15 protein-coding genes, 1 tRNA gene and 1 pseudogene are annotated in these 15931 nt (G+C 69.7%); 8 read left to right on the top strand and 9 right to left on the bottom strand.

What is annotated here, in order from left to right:
• Nucleotides 1-87: pseudogene (locus AB0E94_RS51065) on the top strand (IS5/IS1182 family transposase); the annotation flags it as partial.
• A 441-nt stretch (nucleotides 88-528) separates the two neighbouring features.
• On the opposite strand, the gene AB0E94_RS51060 reads toward AB0E94_RS51065, so the two are convergent.
• Together AB0E94_RS51060 and AB0E94_RS51055 are read right to left on the bottom strand one after the other, a co-directional pair.
• Nucleotides 529-613 (bottom strand) — tRNA-Leu (locus AB0E94_RS51060).
• Between the two features lie 48 nt (nucleotides 614-661).
• The gene (locus AB0E94_RS51055) at nucleotides 662-1318 is read right to left on the bottom strand and encodes a TetR/AcrR family transcriptional regulator (protein ID WP_360343636.1); all 657 of its coding nucleotides are present in this window, start codon (nucleotides 1316-1318) and stop codon (nucleotides 662-664) included.
• A 94-nt stretch (nucleotides 1319-1412) separates the two neighbouring features.
• On the opposite strand from AB0E94_RS51055, the gene AB0E94_RS51050 reads away from it, so the two are divergent.
• Nucleotides 1413-2381, top strand: a complete 969-nt coding sequence (locus AB0E94_RS51050; RefSeq protein ID WP_360343633.1) for an NAD(P)-dependent alcohol dehydrogenase — start codon at nucleotides 1413-1415, stop codon at nucleotides 2379-2381.
• 32 nt (nucleotides 2382-2413) lie between these two features.
• Here AB0E94_RS51050 and AB0E94_RS51045 read toward each other — a convergent pair whose 3' ends face one another.
• From AB0E94_RS51045 to AB0E94_RS51030, 4 genes are all read right to left on the bottom strand, one after another.
• Complete coding sequence (locus AB0E94_RS51045) at nucleotides 2414-3298, bottom strand: phosphatidylinositol mannoside acyltransferase (protein ID WP_360343630.1); 885 nt, start codon at nucleotides 3296-3298, stop codon at nucleotides 2414-2416.
• Between the two features lie 98 nt (nucleotides 3299-3396).
• Nucleotides 3397-3669 (bottom strand): hypothetical protein, encoded by a 273-nt coding sequence (locus AB0E94_RS51040; RefSeq protein WP_360343627.1) that lies wholly within the window; start codon nucleotides 3667-3669, stop codon nucleotides 3397-3399.
• A gap of 83 nt (nucleotides 3670-3752) precedes the next feature.
• Nucleotides 3753-4175 (bottom strand): hypothetical protein, encoded by a 423-nt coding sequence (locus tag AB0E94_RS51035; RefSeq protein WP_360343625.1) that lies wholly within the window; start codon nucleotides 4173-4175, stop codon nucleotides 3753-3755.
• Nucleotides 4176-4315: 140 nt separating this feature from the next.
• Nucleotides 4316-4870, bottom strand: a complete 555-nt coding sequence (locus AB0E94_RS51030; RefSeq protein WP_360343622.1) for a dihydrofolate reductase family protein — start codon at nucleotides 4868-4870, stop codon at nucleotides 4316-4318.
• Nucleotides 4871-4961: 91 nt separating this feature from the next.
• Between AB0E94_RS51030 and AB0E94_RS51025 the strand changes: the two genes are divergently transcribed.
• On the top strand, nucleotides 4962-5348 hold the full coding sequence (locus AB0E94_RS51025; RefSeq protein WP_360343619.1) for a VOC family protein: 387 nt from the start codon (nucleotides 4962-4964) through the stop codon (nucleotides 5346-5348).
• A gap of 30 nt (nucleotides 5349-5378) precedes the next feature.
• Here AB0E94_RS51025 and AB0E94_RS51020 read toward each other — a convergent pair whose 3' ends face one another.
• Nucleotides 5379-6176: a DUF3152 domain-containing protein gene (locus AB0E94_RS51020; RefSeq protein ID WP_360343616.1), complete on the bottom strand. Its 798-nt coding sequence runs from the start codon at nucleotides 6174-6176 to the stop codon at nucleotides 5379-5381.
• Between the two features lie 232 nt (nucleotides 6177-6408).
• Between AB0E94_RS51020 and AB0E94_RS51015 the strand changes: the two genes are divergently transcribed.
• On the top strand, nucleotides 6409-8925 hold the full coding sequence (locus AB0E94_RS51015) for a family 78 glycoside hydrolase catalytic domain (RefSeq protein WP_360343613.1): 2517 nt from the start codon (nucleotides 6409-6411) through the stop codon (nucleotides 8923-8925).
• 57 nt (nucleotides 8926-8982) lie between these two features.
• Complete coding sequence (locus tag AB0E94_RS51010) at nucleotides 8983-9549, top strand: GNAT family N-acetyltransferase (RefSeq protein WP_360343610.1); 567 nt, start codon at nucleotides 8983-8985, stop codon at nucleotides 9547-9549.
• Nucleotides 9550-9624: 75 nt separating this feature from the next.
• Here the strand turns inward: AB0E94_RS51010 and AB0E94_RS51005 are convergent, their stop codons facing one another.
• Nucleotides 9625-11496: a serine hydrolase domain-containing protein gene (locus tag AB0E94_RS51005; RefSeq protein ID WP_360343607.1), complete on the bottom strand. Its 1872-nt coding sequence runs from the start codon at nucleotides 11494-11496 to the stop codon at nucleotides 9625-9627.
• A 143-nt stretch (nucleotides 11497-11639) separates the two neighbouring features.
• Between AB0E94_RS51005 and AB0E94_RS51000 the strand changes: the two genes are divergently transcribed.
• Together AB0E94_RS51000 and AB0E94_RS50995 are read left to right on the top strand one after the other, a co-directional pair.
• The gene (locus AB0E94_RS51000; RefSeq protein ID WP_360343604.1) at nucleotides 11640-12716 is read left to right on the top strand and encodes a histidine kinase; all 1077 of its coding nucleotides are present in this window, start codon (nucleotides 11640-11642) and stop codon (nucleotides 12714-12716) included.
• Nucleotides 12713-13366: a response regulator transcription factor gene (locus AB0E94_RS50995; RefSeq protein WP_360343601.1), complete on the top strand. Its 654-nt coding sequence runs from the start codon at nucleotides 12713-12715 to the stop codon at nucleotides 13364-13366. The genes AB0E94_RS51000 and AB0E94_RS50995 overlap by 4 nt, the downstream gene beginning before the upstream one ends.
• A gap of 84 nt (nucleotides 13367-13450) precedes the next feature.
• On the opposite strand, the gene AB0E94_RS50990 is transcribed toward AB0E94_RS50995, so the two are convergent.
• Nucleotides 13451-14836 carry a helix-turn-helix domain-containing protein gene (locus AB0E94_RS50990; RefSeq protein WP_360343598.1) on the bottom strand — a complete coding sequence of 462 codons (1386 nt, stop codon included), beginning with the start codon at nucleotides 14834-14836 and terminating at the stop codon, nucleotides 13451-13453.
• Between the two features lie 346 nt (nucleotides 14837-15182).
• On the opposite strand from AB0E94_RS50990, the gene AB0E94_RS50985 reads away from it, so the two are divergent.
• Nucleotides 15183-15701, top strand: coding sequence for a hypothetical protein (locus tag AB0E94_RS50985; protein ID WP_360343595.1), 519 nt, complete (start codon nucleotides 15183-15185; stop codon nucleotides 15699-15701).
• The last annotated feature ends 230 nt before the right edge of the window (nucleotides 15702-15931 follow it).

Below are 15931 nucleotides of genomic sequence, written 5' to 3'. Positions count from 1 at the left end.
CTCCGCTGCAGCCCGCACCGGGCAACCCCGATCGTGCAGGCCATCCTCGCCCTGCACCACGTCGAGAACCCCGCCTACTCAGGATGAAAAAGGCTCCGTGGACCTTAGTTTTCGGGAAGACCACGGACGACTCCCCAATCCCGTACGTCTGGGCAATCGACCGGCGTAACCAGCGAAGATCCGCAGGGATCAAGGTGCCGTCCACGTCCCACACCACAACACCCGCATCCCGATGATCCACCGAGACATCGTCGCACAGCAGACTTGAATGGGCGCCCTCGCGCGATGCGGCAGGCCGGCTCCGTCTCGACATACCTAAGCTGACGAGGCTCCGCGGATGAGTCCGGAAGAGATCGTTCAACTCGTCCAACAACTGGGCGACATCGCCACAGCTCTCAGCGGGGCCGACCCAGACGACCACGCCGAGGTCTACCGGCAACTCGGAATCCGGCTCACGCACCACCCGGAACACCAGAAAGTCCGCGCACCGGCACAGCCTGTCGCGGACTCACATGGGGATTTAGTTTGTGTCCGAGGGGGGACTTGAACCCCCACGCCCGATAAAGGGCACTAGCACCTCAAGCTAGCGCGTCTGCCATTCCGCCACCCGGACCTGCCTGCATAAGCTAACAAACGCTGGCCGCCGGGTTTCACGGTGGGGTCAGGTCGACGGCTCGGTGTCGCGGAGGCGTTCCAGGCCGTCGAGGATCAGGTCGAGGCCGAACGTGATGTCCGGATCGCCGGGGTGGTGGCCGTCGGCGACCTGGCGGGTCAGCTCGGCCATGTGTGGGTAGCGATCACCGGCCAGCAGGTGCTGGTGGGCGGAGGCGGTCTGCGCGTAGTCGGCCGGCGCTATCGGGAAGGCCAGGCGGCGGAGCGTGTAGCCGTACACATAACTGTCCATGGTGTTCCAGGCGTAATCGGCGAGTCTCCAGGAGAAGCCGGCGCCGCGTAGCGCGCCGAGTGTGAAATCGATGTAGCGCAGCATCGACGGGCCGGTGTTGGTGCGCGACATCAGCAGTGGTGGCGCCCATGGGTGGAGGCTGAACACGCGGAACGCGGCCACGCCGCGGTGACGCATGGCCGATTTCCAGTCCTGTGGGTTTTCCGGCAGGTCGATCTCGCTGACCACCATGTCGAGGATCCCGGCGAGTACGGCGTCCTTGTTGGCCACGTGCCGGTAGAGCGACATCGCCTCCACGCCGAGCTCGCGACCCAGATGGCGCATGGTCAGCGAATCCGCGCCGCCCGAATCAGCCAGGGCGAGGGCGGCCTTGAGCACACGCCGCGTGCTGAGCGGCGCTCGTGAAGTTGGCATCTTTTCGGCTCTCCGGTGAGTTGCGGGACCGGTCGACCATACCGCATGCTTGCTTACAACGTAAGCTTACGACGTAAGCAGGAGGTGGGAGATCATGAGAGCGCTGGTCCAGAGCGGATTCGGGTCACCGGGCAGAGTCGCCCTTCAGGAGGTGCCGCAACCCGTCCCCGGGCATGACGAGTTGCTCGTCCGGGTTCAGGCGGCAGGCCTCAACGCCGCCGACCGGTTCCTGCTGCGTGGCGAGCCGTTCGCCGCCCGCGCCCTGGCCGGCGGGCTTCGCAAGCCACGCGCCGGGTTCATCGCCGGGCGGGCCCTCGCCGGCCGGGTGGAGGCCGTCGGTGACGCCGTCCGTGACTTCGCGCCTGGCGACGAGGTTCTGGCCGAGGTCACCAGCGCCATCGCCGAGTTCGCCGTCGTGCGCGCCGGGATGGCCGCGCGGATACCGGTCGGAGTGACCTTCGCGGAGGCCGCAGCGCTCCCGATCGCGGGCGCCACCGCGCTGGCCGGAGTCCGGCGCGTCGACGGCGGGCAGCGGTTCCTCGTCACCGGTGCGTCCGGCGGCGTCGGCACCTTCGCCGTCCAGCTCGCCGCCGCGAAAGGCGCGATCGTCACCGGCGTCTGCTCGGACCGCAACTCCGCACTGGTCCGCAAACTCGGCGCCGAGCAGATCATCGACTACGAGAAGACCACCGCTGGAGACCTGGGCGCCGCGGGGGAGAGGTTCGATGTCATCCTCGACCTGGCCGGTAACTATCCCGTTGCCGCGCTACGGCGCATCCTCGCCACGGGTGGCACCCTTCTGCTATCCGTCGGCACCGGCGGCAGATGGTTCGGCCCGGCCCGGCGCATGATCAAAGCCCTGATCACCGGTGGCAGCCAGGTGCGCCCGCTGAACGTCCGCCCGAATCCCGCCGACCTCTCCGAACTTGCCGCCATGATCGCCACCGGCCGGATCCGCCCGGCCATCGAGGACATCTACCGCTTCGACGAAGCCCCGGCCGCCCTCGACCGCATCGATCGCGGCGGGTTCGCCGGAAAGATCATTGTGGCGGTCGCCGAATGACGACACCCGGCGACATACTTCCCCACGCGCGGTCACCGTGGCGGGACCGGCGGCCAGACCGGCTGCAGGACGTGCCAGTCCTGCGGATGCCGGCGGATCGCCTCGGTGAACACGTCGGCCAGCGCCTGGGTCATCACCGTCGCCTGCTCACGCCGGCCCGTGCCGGGCGCCGCCACGATCTCCTCGTGGAAGTGGACCCGCAGACCCCTGCCGTTGTACCAGAGGCTGACCGGTATCAAGGCCGCGCCGGTGGACATCGCCAGCCGGGCCGGGCCTGGCGGCATGGTGGTCACCCGGCCGTGGAGCCGCACCGCCAACCCGCCGCCGGTGATGTCCCGGTCGGCGAGCAAACAGACCACGCCACCCTCGGCCAGGCGCCGACCGAGAGCCGGCACCGTGCGCCGAGGCTCATCCACCGGCAGCACCTCGATGCCGACGGCAGCCCGGGCAGCCACGAAGCGCTGGTACAAAGCCTCCGGACGTAGCCGCTGGGCGACGGTGGTGACCGGATGCCCGAGCTCGGCGAGTGCGGCTCCGGCCAGGTCCCAGTTACCGCTGTGCGGCAGAGCGAGGATCACGCCGCGACCTGAACCGGCCGCTGGCAACCGGTCCAGCCCTTTGAAGGTCACCGGCGGCCGGGAATCCGACAGCTGGAAGAACTCCCGCCAGTACCGCAGATAGGAGTGCACACCCATGCGTGCCAACCGCCGGACCTCGGCACTGTCCGCAGCGGCGCCGGTTACCTGGGCCAGGTTCGCACGAAGTTGCCGCACGCCGGAGATCTGGAGCCGCCAGACGACCTCCGCGATGAGGGCGAACACGGCCCGCGCCAGCCACGCGGGCAGCCGGCCGACCACCGCCCAGCCGATCCGGTACGTCTCCGTGCCGTCCCAGAACACCTGTTCCCCCGCCTGCATGGTGCGGATATCCGTACCCCGAGCCGAGAGCTACCACGATCGTCAGCGGCGGCCATCGCGTCGAGGATGGAATCATGCCACTGCTCGAAAATGGCAAGTCAAGGATGGCGACCGCCGGACGTCAGCTCGGTCAACGCGTGGCTGTGCAGGCGGTCCAGCTTGTCCACCAAGCCATGCCTGGTGTTGATCGAATTAAACCGCCGGCTGGTGTATTCGTCGATCGCTCGCATCGCCGACTTCCTGACAGCGTCGAGTCTTCTCTCCGCAGCCGCCAGTTGCTGGGCCGTGCCGAGCCCGCCACCGTCGAGCATGCGCTGCCACTCGTCAACGATCTGCTGATATGCGCGTTTGGTCTCGGCCAGGTTCACCATTCTGCCCGTTCGTTGTCACGACCTTCGATCAAGAGTCCGACCTGCCGCACCGGCCCGCCAGCCGCCGCACGACCCCACCACACTCACCGACCCATCGGCTCGCCGTCCGCAAGATCCCGCCACCATTGCTCGTCGACGGTCAGGTCGCCGGTCTCGAACGACGCCCGCTCGAACGCGAGCGGGTCAACAGGCCGGGCCGGTCCTCGCCGGGCAACAGCAATGACCTCGTCCGGTAGGCGGACGTCATGTGCCTCCACGTAATGCGCGAGTCCCTCCGGCCAGACGAAATGCTCGCCGTCGGTCAACTCGGTGCTGCCGTTCGCGGCACCGCAGATACGGCATGCCGAGAAGCCGGCGAAGGCGGCTACCTCCGTTCCCGAGCGGAGATATGCGACAACCGCGTCACGTTCCTCAGCCGTCATGGCCAGGCCGGCGACCTGACCGACCTCGGGCCAGCCATCCGGTGCAGACAGATCGTCCCAATAACCGATCAGCCGAAGCACCATCCGCCCCACCGAACCCCCCATCGACGACGAGCCCGCACAGGTTAACCCGCGTCAAGGCCATCCAAACGGGCGCCTGCGACTCGTCAGCGCAGACACCATGCCGTCGATCTGCCAAGGAGGATCACGTGCAACCAGAAAGGTCAGCCGACCGTGTAGCGCAGCCGGATCACGCCGCCGGGCCAGGTCTGCGAGTCGGTGAGCCGCAGCGGCAGCGGGGCCGCGCCCGGAGCCAGCAGGGGAGTGCCGGCGCCGAGCGCGATCGGCGCCACGAAGAGCTCCAGCTCGTCCACCTCACCGGCGGCGAGGAGGGCACGCATCACGCTGACGCTGCCCCAGACGATCATCCGGGCGCCGGTGGCCCGCTGCGCACGGACGTGATCGACCGGATCGGGCACCACCCGCGCCGGAGCATGCTCACCCCACGTCGCCGCCGTCAGCGTGGTCGAGCACACCGTCTTGGCCAGGCCGTTGACCTGGGCGGCCATCGGCTCGTCGACAGCGGTCGGCCAGTATTCGGCGAACTTCTCGTAGGTGCGCCGACCCAGCAGCACCTCGTCGATGTCGGCAAGCAGCGCGGTGTTGTGGGCTTCGGAGCCGGTGAAATCGGAGACGGCGGCGAAGACGTCGGCCTCGCCGTTGACGCCGGCGAGGAAGCCGTCCACGGAGGTCCACTGCTGGGCGAGCAGTCCGCTCACGGGAGATCACCTCATTCACGGTCAGGGCTGACGATATCGGTGATCGGGGCTATCGGCATCCGCAGCGGGCGAGACTGGAATGATCCGGTGGGTGACCGCCTACATCTCGCACACGACCGTCGACTGCACCAACGCGTTCGCGCTGTCCCGCTGGTGGCAGACAGTCCTCGACTACACCGACGACCCGGACGACCCGAACGAGCCGGGCCACGACGAGTGCCTGATCATCTCCCGCGACGGCCGTCACCGGCTGCTGTTCATCGAGGTCCCGGAGACCAAGCAGGTCAAGAACCGGATCCATTTCGACCTGCGGCCGGCCGACGGCACCCGCGACACCGAGCTCGCCCGGCTGATCTCGCTCGGCGCGACCGAGGTCGGCGATCTCCGCAACCCGGACGGCACCGGCTGGGTTGTGCTGGCAGACCCGGAGGGCAACGAGTTCTGCATCCTTCGCAGCGAAGCCGAGCTGGCGAGGTAGGGCGGGCGGACGACAAGAGGGGACCGCGGGTCAGCGCCGGCCACGGTCGCGCGGCGGCGTCGGATCGTTGTATGACCCGAGCGGTCCCTGGTGCAGTTCGCCGTCCGGGTAGGGCCACGGGTTCGCCGTGCACCCGTGCAGCCCCAGAGTCTGCTGCTGCATCACCGGCGCGAGCCCGCCACGGCGCGGGCACCGCTGGTGGGATTCACCGAGCCGATGGCCGACCTCATGGTTGATCACGTACTGGCGGTAGACGGTGAGCGGCGCCCCGTATCGTGGAACGCCTTTGACCCAGCGGGCCACGTTGATCACCACGTTGGCTCCGTTGCGGCAGGAGGTGTATCCGTCGGCGCCGTCGCAGAGCGCGTCCCGGGTTCCCGGGGTCGCCAGACGCACGACGAAGTCAGCACTCTGCCCCGGCCCGACCCGGCGGAAACGGTACTGTTCGCCCGCGGTCCAGCTGCGTGGATCCTCGAGGGTGGTGGTGACCCTGTCGGCGAAGGCGTCCGCGGTCACGCCCTCGATGCCCCGTTCGACCGCGACCCGGTATCGCATCACCTGACCCGCACGGCCGACCGGGCTGCCGTTCTGCCGGGCGGCCTCGACCCAGGTCCCGCGCCCCTCAGCCGGATACGTGATGCGCTCCGGAGCGACGGCCCGCGCCTGCGGCCCGGACGAGGACGCGGCCACGGTGACCGACGCCGTCGCGGCCGGGTGCGACGTGACCTCACGGAACACCACCCGGGGGACCATGCCGAACACGGCGAGGGTCGTGGCGGCGGTCACGGCCGCGGCCAGTCCCACCCAGAGATACGTCCGCGATGCCATCTCGTCTCCATTCCGCCGAGGTCTCGCCTCCTTGACGATCAAGAGCCCGCGGAGGTTGGCCGAACCGGCACTGCGGTGACGCCCAGCACTCGCCGAACGCGGTTGAGACCGAACGGGCAAGCCAGGTGGTCGAGGTGAACCGGCGGACCAGGCCGGCTCACGGCCTCGATGATCGCTGGTATAGGCGATGACGTGGTGTTGCGCCGACTTCGACGGTGGTTGGCTGAATCGCATGACCCGCCCCACGCACCTGCGCGCCGAGCACCTCGACCAGCCCCTCGGCCTGGGCGAGTCACGACCCCGCATCTCGTGGCGGCTACCCGACGGCACGACCGCCCAGAGCGCCTACGAGCTGCACGTCGACGACCGGGAACCGGTCCGAGTGCAGAGCCCCGACTGCGTCCTGGTCCCGTGGCCGGGCCGCCCGCTGACCTCAGGCGAGCAGCGCACCGTGCGGGTCCGGGTCTGGACCGACCACGGCCCCTCCGACTGGTCCCAGGACCTGACCGTGGAGGCGGGCTTGCTCAACGCCGAAGACTGGACCGCGGCCTGGGTCACCCCGCAAACCGGGTCCGGCCCCGTCCAGCAACTGCGGGGCCACGTCGACATCACCGGGCCGGTCCACCGGGCACGCCTGCACACCACCGCCCACGGCATCTACGAACCACGGCTCGACGGCGAACGCATCACCGACGACGAGCTGCTTCCGGGCTACACCGAATACGCGACCCGCACCCAGGTGGCGACCTACGACGTGACCGCCCACCTCACTCCGGGCCGCCACGAGCTGAGCGCCATGCTGGCCGACGGCTGGTACCGGGGCCAGGTCGGCATGCTCCGAGCCCGCGACCAGTGGGGCGACACCACAGCCTTCCTGGCCCAGCTGAACGTCACCTACACCGACGGCACCACCGAGACGTTCGGCACGAACGCCGCCTGGCAGTGGACGCCCTCGCACATTCGGGCCGCCGACCTGATCGAGGGCCAGCACGAGGACCACCGCCCGACCAAGCCGACGTGGACGCCGGTGACAGTCGTGGACCACGGCTACGAGCACCTGACGAGCACCGTCGCCCCACCGGTTCGCCCGATCGAGGAGATCCGCCCGATCTCGATCACCGAGCTGGCGCCCGGCCAACACATCGTCGACCTGGGCCAGAACATCAACGGCCGCCTACGCCTGTTAAACCTGGGCCCGGCCGGCACCGAGATCACCCTCACCCACGGCGAAGCCCTCGACCACACCGGAGACGTCACCATGAAACACCTGCAGCCGGACGTCCCCTTCCTGCCCGGCCCACTGAGCGCCGGCCAGGTCGACCGGGTCGTCTCAGCCGGCACGCCCGGCGACACCTTCGAACCACGATTCACCACGCACGGCTTCCGCTACGCCCGCATCGAAGGCCACCCCGGCCCACTGACCCCCGACGACGTGACGGGCGTCTTCGTGCACACCGACATGCCCCGCCGCGGCCACTTCACCTGCGACGACACCCGCCTGCAGCAGTTGCACGATGCCGCCGTCCGAAGCCTGCGCGGCAACGCCTGCGACATCCCCACCGACTGCCCGACCAGAGAACGAGCCGGCTGGACCGGCGACTGGCAGCTGTACATCCCCACCGCGACGTTCCTCTACGACGTGGCCGGCTTCACCACGAAATGGCTGCGAGACGTAGCAGCCGGCCAGTGGCCCGACGGCACGATCGGCAACATGGCCCCGATGCCACCCGCCGAACGTTCCGGCCCGGTGAAGAACCTGAACGGCTCAGCAGGCTGGGGCGACGCGATCATCCTGGTCCCGTGGGAGCTCTACCAGGAGTACGGCGACACCACGATCCTCACCGAGATGTGGCCGCACATGGTCGCATGGCTCGACCGTGCCGAACGGATGGCCACCAACCACCTGTGGAACACCGGCTTCCACTGGGGCGAATGGCTCGAACCGGGCGCCGAACCCACCGACTTCGCCGCGTTCATCGCCGCCGACAAATCCGACGTCGCCACCGCCTACTTCGCCTGGTCCACCCGGCACGCGGCCAGGATCGCCGAAATCCTGGGCCACACCACCGCGGCGCACCGCTACACCGCACTGGCCGACCACATCACCACGGCCTGGCAGACCGCGTTCATCACCGGCGACCGCATCACCCCACACACCCAGGCCAACCTGGTCCGGGCCCTGCGTTTCCAGCTGGTCCCCGACCACCTCGTCCAGAAGACCGCCGACGACCTGGCCACGCTGGTGCGCGCGGCCGGCACCCACCTGACCACCGGCTTCCTGGCCACCCCCGACCTGCTCCCGGTCCTGGCCGACCACGGCCACACCGACCTGGCCTACGAGCTGCTGTTCCAGGACACCAGCCCCTCCTGGCTGACCATGATCGACCGGGGCGCCACCACGGTCTGGGAGCGCTGGGACGGCATCGACGCCGACGGCACCGCGCACGAGTCGCTGAACCACTACTCCAAGGGCGCCGTCATCTCGTTCCTGCACACCCACACCGCCGGCCTGCGCCGCCTGACCCCGACCTGGCGTCACTTCCAGATCAAACCCCAACCCGATCAAACCCTTGCGGCGGTACGGGCGGAGCACGTCACCCCACACGGCCGGGCAGCCGTCGCCTGGCAGAGGACAGGCGACGAACTGCATGTGACGGTGACCGTCCCACCCGGCTGCACCGCCGAGGTACTGCTACCCGACGGCACCCGCCACGACGCCGCCCCAGGCGTCACCACGTACCGAAGCTGACCCGACACAACCGGAAAACCATTCGCTTTCATCGTCCGGGTGGACCACCATGCGCGCGTGGATGCCTACCTGGACACCGAACGCCTGACCCTGCGCCACTTCACCGCCGACGACGTGGACCTGCTGATCGAACTGGACAGCGATCCAGCGGTCATGCGCTTCCTGACCGGAGGTGAGCCGACCCCACCCGAGCACTACCGCGAACGCGGCCTCAACAACATCCTCCGCGGCTACCAGCTGTGGGACGGCAGATTCGGCCTGTTCGCGGCACACGCCAAGGACAGCGGCGCCTTCGTCGGCTGGTTCATCCTGTCCCCTGAGGACGAGGACAGCCCGCTCGACGAGGTCGAACTCGGCTACCGTCTGCGCCAGGCGGAATGGGGTAAGGGCTACGCCACCGAAGGCTCACGGGCACTACTGGCCAAGGCGTTCACCGACCTCGGCGTCAACATGGTCTGGGCCGCAACGATGTCGACGAACGAGGGCTCGCGCAACGTACTGGAAAAGGCTGGTTTGACCGTGACGGCGACCCTCGAGACTCCTCCGGACATGCTGAAGGTCGAGGGCGCCGAACTCGGCGGATTCCGGTACGAGATCACCAGGGAGCAGTGGGAGCAGCACTGATCGGTTACCCGCCGGAGCCGGCAGCCGCCCGGATGAAGGTGCTGATGTCGCCCAGTTCAGTGGTGTGTGCGAGAGCTATGCGCCCTGCCAGCCGAGCAGGTTCCACTGCCACAGGAACCAGGTCAGCGCCACCATCCCGGCCAGCAACGACACCTGATGGATCCGGGCAGCCGTCCCGGCGCCGCTGCCACGCCAGCCCCGGACCGTCAGCGCCGTCGCGGCCACCGCCACCACCAGCGCCACGACCGGCACACCCAGCAGCAACAGGAAGCTCAGCGGCACACCGTAGAGGAACTCACCGGACTGAACCACCACCGTGGCCAGCAGCCCACCCAGGAACACCACCCCGAGCACCGCCGCGCCGACCGCCAGCCCACGGGCGAGCCGCCAGGTGCGAGTCGTCGCGGCCGGCCGCCGCCGGATCCGGCGCACCAGCCGGCCCACCGGCAGCACCAGCGCGGCCAGGACCGGCAGGAGCAGCACCGACAGCACACCCAGGTTGACCGGGATCGTCTCGGCGGGCGACATCAGTTCGGCCGCCGACCCGTCGGTGGCCACATAACGCGTGCCGGGCAGGTACACCAGCCGGTCACCGTCGTCGGCCTGATAGCGGCCGTCGTCCTGCCGGGTCCACGCCTTGCCCCGGAACGTCACCACGCCCGCGTCGTCGACAGCCAGCCGGGACGGCGACAGCAACGTGGTCAACTTCTCGAACGACGTCACGTTGTGCCTGGTCGGTTTATAGAAACCGGGCTGCGGCGCGCCACCGGCGACGGCCGGCTGCCCGGCGCCGACACCGGCGGGTCCCGGAGCGAACCTGTCGAAGAAGGCGTCGACGAATCGAAGCATCTCCGGCGTGCCGCCGCTGAGGCTGTTCAGCGACATGAACAGCCCGAGGTCACAGTCCGGCAGCAGCAGCATCAGACTGGTGAACCCCTCCCAGCCGCCGTCGTGCATCAGCACCCGATGCCCGTTGACCGTGCGTTCCTTGAACCCGTGGGCGTACCCGTCGATGCGCGGGTCGGCGGTGAACGACCGCTCGTGCATCAGTTCCATGACCTGCGGGGAGAGGATCTGCCCGGCACCGGACAGGTGGGCGTTCATGAAGGCGGCCATGTCCGCCGCGGTGGTGGTCACCGACCCGTCCGGTGGCATCCGGTCGAACGTGAACGGGTACACCTTCGGCGGGTCGAGGTCGGTGTCGTAGCTGCGGGCCAGGTCGGCGGCCAGCGCGGCGGGCACCGGCTCGGCGGTGGTGCTGCGGGTCATGTGCAGCGGGTTGAGCAGGTGCCGCTGAATGTACCGGTCGTACGGTTCGCCGCTGACCTCGCTGACGATGTGGCCGGCCAGCGCGGCGCCGAAGTTGGAGTAGGCGGAGATCTCACCCGGCGGGCGGATCCGGGCGGGCATGTGCTCGGCCAGATACCGGCCCAGCGGCGGCACGTCCGCGGCCGCCCGCGCGCCGGTGCCGGTGACGAAGTCCTCGAACCCGGCGGTGTGGCTCATCAGATGCCGCAACGTGACCGGCTGCGGATAGGTGCCCGGCACCTGGAAGCCGGTCAGATACCGGTTCACATCGGTGTCCAGGTCGAGCCGCCCGGCCTCGACCTGCTGCATCACCGCGGTCCACGTGAACAGCTTGGAGATCGAAGCGATCCGGACCAGCGAACGGGACGCGTCGAACGGCACCGCACGTTCGATGTCGGCCAGCCCATACCCCTTGGCGAACGCCGTGGAACCACCGGCCGCGACCGACACCACCGCCCCCGGCACCCGGTCCGCCGCCAACCGGCCCGGCAGCGCGCCGTCGAAGAATGCGGCAAGAGCGGCCGGCGTAGCAGGTGGGCACGCGACAGGCGCCGCACCGGCCGGCTGCGTGGGCACCACCGGCACTGCTGCGCAGCCGATCAACAACCCGATGACCGTACGGCGGAAAAGGTTCTTCATGATTTCAGCGTTCCGTCGGCGGGTGGGCCGGCACATCGCCGCACAGTCGGCGCTGGAACCCCACCAAAGACGCAGCCGCCCGGCGCGGATCGTCGACGAAAGTCGTAGTGGCCGCCCGGCCCGGGTTGCCTACGCTGGCGTTCATGCACATCTCACGGCGCACCCTGATCGACGGCGCGCTGGTCCTGGCCTGTCTCGTGTTGACGCTGCTGGCCGTGAAGACACCGTGGTCGCCGCTGCCGTGGCCGGTCGTGGCGGCGGCAGGCGTGCTGGGCAGCGCGGCCATGTGGCCCCGCCGCCGCTGGCCGGTGATCAGCGCGGTGGCCGGCGCGGCCGCGTTCGCGCTGGCCGGCAACCCCGGCCCGCTGTTCGTCGGCGTCTACAGCGGCGCCCGGCATGCGTCACGTGTGATCGCCTGGCTGTGCGGGATCGCCGGGTGGGCCGGTTTCGTGGTGTGGTCCTGGTTCGACGCCGGGCAGCTGACCGTCGACAACGTCGTCTTCCCGCCGCTGGGCCTCGCCCTGGTGGTGCTGGCCGGGATCAACCAGGCCACCCGCGACGCGCTGCTGGCGTCCCTGGAGGAGCAGGCCCGGGTGGCCGACGAGCAGGCCCGCACTGCCGAGCGCACCCGGATCGCCGGGGAGATGCACGACGTCCTGGCCCACAAGATGTCCCTCATCGCCCTCTACGCCGGTGCCCTGGAACTTCGCGCCACCGACGATCCGAAACTGCACGACGGCACGGTGCTGATCCGCACGACGGCCAGGGAGGCGCTGGTCGAGCTCCGCGAGGTGCTGGGCGTGCTGCGCACCGACGTCACCACCGAACAGTTCGCTGACCTGCACACCCTCGTCACGGCGTCGAGCCGGGCCGGGCATCCGGTCGAGCTGCGCGACGAGGCCGGCGACCTGCCGGCGGCCACCGCCCGGGTCGTGTACCGCGTCGTCCAGGAAGGCCTGACCAACGCCCACAAACACGCGCCCGAGGCGCTGACGACCGTGACCGTCGGCCGCCTCGAGGACGGAAGTGTGGCTGTGGCCGTACACAATGACATCGGAAAGACGGCGATGGACCTGCCCGGATCCGCCGCCGGGCTGGTGGGTCTGGCCGAGCGGATCCGGCTGGTCGGCGGATCGTTGCGCAGCGGCCCGGTGGCCGGCGACGGCTGGCAGCTGGCCGCCGTCGTACCCTGGCTGGATCCCCGACCGGAGGCGTCATGATCACCGTCCTGGTCGCCGACGACGAGGCGCTGATCCGGGCCGGCCTGCGGATGATCCTGGAGACCACCGACGACCTCACCGTCGTCGACGAGGCGGGCGACGGCCACGCGGCGATCGCCGCCGTCGAGCGGCACCGGCCCGACGTCGTCCTGATGGACATCCGCATGCCCCACCTCGACGGCCTCGACGCCACCGCGAAGATCCGGGCCCGGCCTCACCCACCGGCGGTGATCGTGCTGACCACGTTCAACACTGACCACGACGTGTTCCGGGCCCTGGAAGCCGGCGCCACCGGCTTCCTGCTGAAGGACACCCCACCGGCAGATCTTCTCCGGGCGGTACGCCTCGCCGCCGCCGGTGACGCCATGCTCTCCCCGAGCGTGACCCGCCAGGTGATCCACCGTTTCACCGCCGAGGACCGGTCCCGCCCGCGCGCCGAAGCCCTGCGTCGGCTCGAACCGCTGACCGAACGGGAGCGGGAGGTGCTCGTGCAGATCGGTCTCGGCGACCCCAACGCCGTGATCGCCCGCACCCTGCACATGAGCGAAGCCACCGTGAAGAGCCACATCACCCGGCTGTTCGAGAAACTCGCCGCCACCAACCGGGTCCAGCTGGCGATCGCCGCGTTCCGCGCCGGGTTGGTCGAGTAGTGCCCTACCGACGGTGGACCGTGCCGGCGGGCGCCACCCAGCTGGCCAGCCTAGGGACACCGGCCCACGGGCCTCACTCTGGAGTCATCCCGTGAACAGGACGGCGGGCGCCGACCGGGCATCACCACCGGTGACCGCCGGCCCTTGCCAGCTCTCGCGCACGCCGTCGTAGGTCCACCGGGCAAGGCTGCCGTCCCGCTGCGCGGCGAAGACTTGCAGGGTGTTCCCGACCCGGATCGCGGCGGGACTCGCGTCCACCGCCCCGCCGAGGTCCATCCCGGTCTGCCAGGTCCCGGCGAAGCGGGCCGCGCTCAGCCGACCGTCCGGGGCGGCGGCGAGGACGAGGAGGTTACCGCCGTACAGCACGGCTATCGGCGCCGATCTGATCGGCATCCGCAGTCCGACGTCGCGGTGCCACACGCCGGTGGTGCTGTCGTACCACCATTGCCGCAGGTCCCCAGCGGCGCCCCGCCCGAAGACCTGCAGCCGGCCGCCGTCCTGGATCGCCACCGGAGCGGAGGTCAACTGGCCGCCCAGGTCCTCGCCGTAGTGCCAGCGGCCGTAGGCGTTGTCGTACCACCATTGCCGCAGATGCCCGTCGGTGCCCCGGGCGAAGACCTGAAGCTGCCCGTTGAACTCGGTGATCGCCGGCGCGGATCCGGCCGGCCCGAAATCCACATCGCGGTGCCACTGCCCGTCCGTCTCGTCGTACCAGAACTGCCGAAGGCGGCCCAGGGCATCCTGGCCGAACACCTGCACCTGACGGGCATAGCAGGTGGCGGCTGGGCCCGTGCTCAGATCGCCGCCGAGGTCACGGCCGCCGGCACCGTCGATCCATACCCGCAGGTGCCCGTCGATTCCTACCGCGAAGACATACGAGTGTCCGTGACACCGAACCGCCACCGGCGCCGACCGCACGCGGCCGTCCAGGCTGTCCGGCGGCGTGCACGCGACCACGCCGGTCGTGCACCGCCGGCTGTTCACCTCGCCGCCGGCACCGAGCGTGAAAAGGTCCACCCCGGCCTCCTCCGACGCGACCGAGTGGCGTGGCTGTGCCCCCGATCCACCGAGGACGACCAGCAGCGCCACGACGACCGACCATCCGGCCCGCAAGATCGTGCGGCCCTTTCGCACCGGACCGGTCACCCTCGCCGGAACCTGTGCCGGGGTGGGTAGGCCGGATTCCGGCACAGTGTCGTCGCTGCGGACCGGATTCGCCGCGGTCCACAGGTCTCGCAGCTCCCCGATCTGCGCCGGGGTGGCGTCGCACGCCCGCGCGAACCATTCCACTGTGCTGAACGACGGCGCGGCGATCTCCCCGCGGCAGTACCGGTGCAGGGTCGAGGAACTCACCAGGCTGCGCCGGCCGAGGCTCACGTAGCTCTTACCGCTGGCAACCTTCAGCCGGTGCATCGCATCACCGAGATCCCGCAACGCAGCCGTACGCCGCCCGGGACGATCCGAGGTCATGACGGGTGCTCCATTCGCGGGGGCGGCTCCGGGTGCCCGGACTGTCCAGAGAGGGCGCCTGCCGTCGGGTTGAACCCGACCAGCCCAACGAAATCGATGAATACAAGCAGGAAGCGTCCCGACGGCAGACGCCTGACGACATCGCGACAATGACGAAGAGCCGGTTGAAACCGATCCGCGGGATGTGCCGGAGGTCGGCTCCGGCGCACCGGAAGCCGGTATCCCACGGCATCCCGGGACGGCGTGGGACGCGTTCTCCCTGGCCGCATGCTCCCCGGCCGACCAATCCTGAGGACCGGCCGCACGCCGGCGACAGGCTGGCGAGGAAATTCACGAGGGAGAGGCCATGTTCGAAAGAGCCGAGATCATCAAGAGGGTCGCCGTGCTGATCGGTGCGCTGCTCGCCGGACTGACGCTTGCCAGCGCCAGCCCTGCAGCCGCAGCGCCGGGCGCGGCACCCGATAACCGGGTCGTCAAGACCGTCGTCACGACGGCGACCTCAGCCGTCCAAGGGTCGGCGAACATCGCGGCTTCGTGCCGCAACGGTGGCGCCGGTGTCCCGGTGACGAGGGGTAGCTACACGGGGCAGGCGTGCGAAGGAACCGACATCCTCGACGTCTGGTACGGCGACGGACGACGGGAGACCTTCGTTGTCGGCACCACCTGGACGAACAACATCTACCACATCTGGCAGCGCTCAGCCGGTGACCCGACCTGGTCCGGCTGGACCACCCTCCCCGGCAACGGCACTGCGGTCGACGGGGTCGGGCTGTGGGATAACAGCCCGGTGACGGTCTTCGTCCGAGGAACCACCGGCCTGCTCTACTGCAACACCTACGCCTGGTCCGGCTGGTACGTCTGCTGATCGACCAGCACGTCCCGGAGCTCAAGCTGCGATCGGGAACGCCGGGGGAGTAGCAGGTCGCGGCGACGGCCACGGCTCGGGAAACTCGCTGCCACCAACCGGGTCCAGCTGGCGATCGCCGCGTTCCGCGCCGGCGTGGGGGGCCCCCCCACCCGCGGGGGGCCCCCCCCCGCGGGCCCCCCCCCCACGCCCCCCCACCAAAGCCCGCCACGGACCCCCCCCCCCCCCCC

It is taken from the genome of Actinoplanes sp. NPDC026670, from assembly GCF_040638175.1.
Taxonomy (GTDB): Bacteria; Actinomycetota; Actinomycetes; order Mycobacteriales; family Micromonosporaceae; genus Actinoplanes.
This window is presented reverse-complemented; position numbering and strand designations above follow the sequence as displayed.

Coding starts and splice junctions, on each gene's coding strand:
- AB0E94_RS51055 (WP_360343636.1), bottom strand. CDS start 1,318: ATGCCAACTTCACGAGCGCCGCTCAGCACGCGGCGTGTGCTCAAGGCC.
- AB0E94_RS51050 (WP_360343633.1), top strand. CDS start 1,413: ATGAGAGCGCTGGTCCAGAGCGGATTCGGGTCACCGGGCAGAGTCGCC.
- AB0E94_RS51045 (WP_360343630.1), bottom strand. CDS start 3,298: ATGCAGGCGGGGGAACAGGTGTTCTGGGACGGCACGGAGACGTACCGG.
- AB0E94_RS51040 (WP_360343627.1), bottom strand. CDS start 3,669: ATGGTGAACCTGGCCGAGACCAAACGCGCATATCAGCAGATCGTTGAC.
- AB0E94_RS51035 (WP_360343625.1), bottom strand. CDS start 4,175: ATGGTGCTTCGGCTGATCGGTTATTGGGACGATCTGTCTGCACCGGAT.
- AB0E94_RS51020 (WP_360343616.1), bottom strand. CDS start 6,176: ATGGCATCGCGGACGTATCTCTGGGTGGGACTGGCCGCGGCCGTGACC.
- AB0E94_RS51015 (WP_360343613.1), top strand. CDS start 6,409: ATGACCCGCCCCACGCACCTGCGCGCCGAGCACCTCGACCAGCCCCTC.
- AB0E94_RS51005 (WP_360343607.1), bottom strand. CDS start 11,496: ATGAAGAACCTTTTCCGCCGTACGGTCATCGGGTTGTTGATCGGCTGC.
- AB0E94_RS51000 (WP_360343604.1), top strand. CDS start 11,640: ATGCACATCTCACGGCGCACCCTGATCGACGGCGCGCTGGTCCTGGCC.
- AB0E94_RS50995 (WP_360343601.1), top strand. CDS start 12,713: ATGATCACCGTCCTGGTCGCCGACGACGAGGCGCTGATCCGGGCCGGC.
- AB0E94_RS50990 (WP_360343598.1), bottom strand. CDS start 14,836: ATGACCTCGGATCGTCCCGGGCGGCGTACGGCTGCGTTGCGGGATCTC.
- AB0E94_RS50985 (WP_360343595.1), top strand. CDS start 15,183: ATGTTCGAAAGAGCCGAGATCATCAAGAGGGTCGCCGTGCTGATCGGT.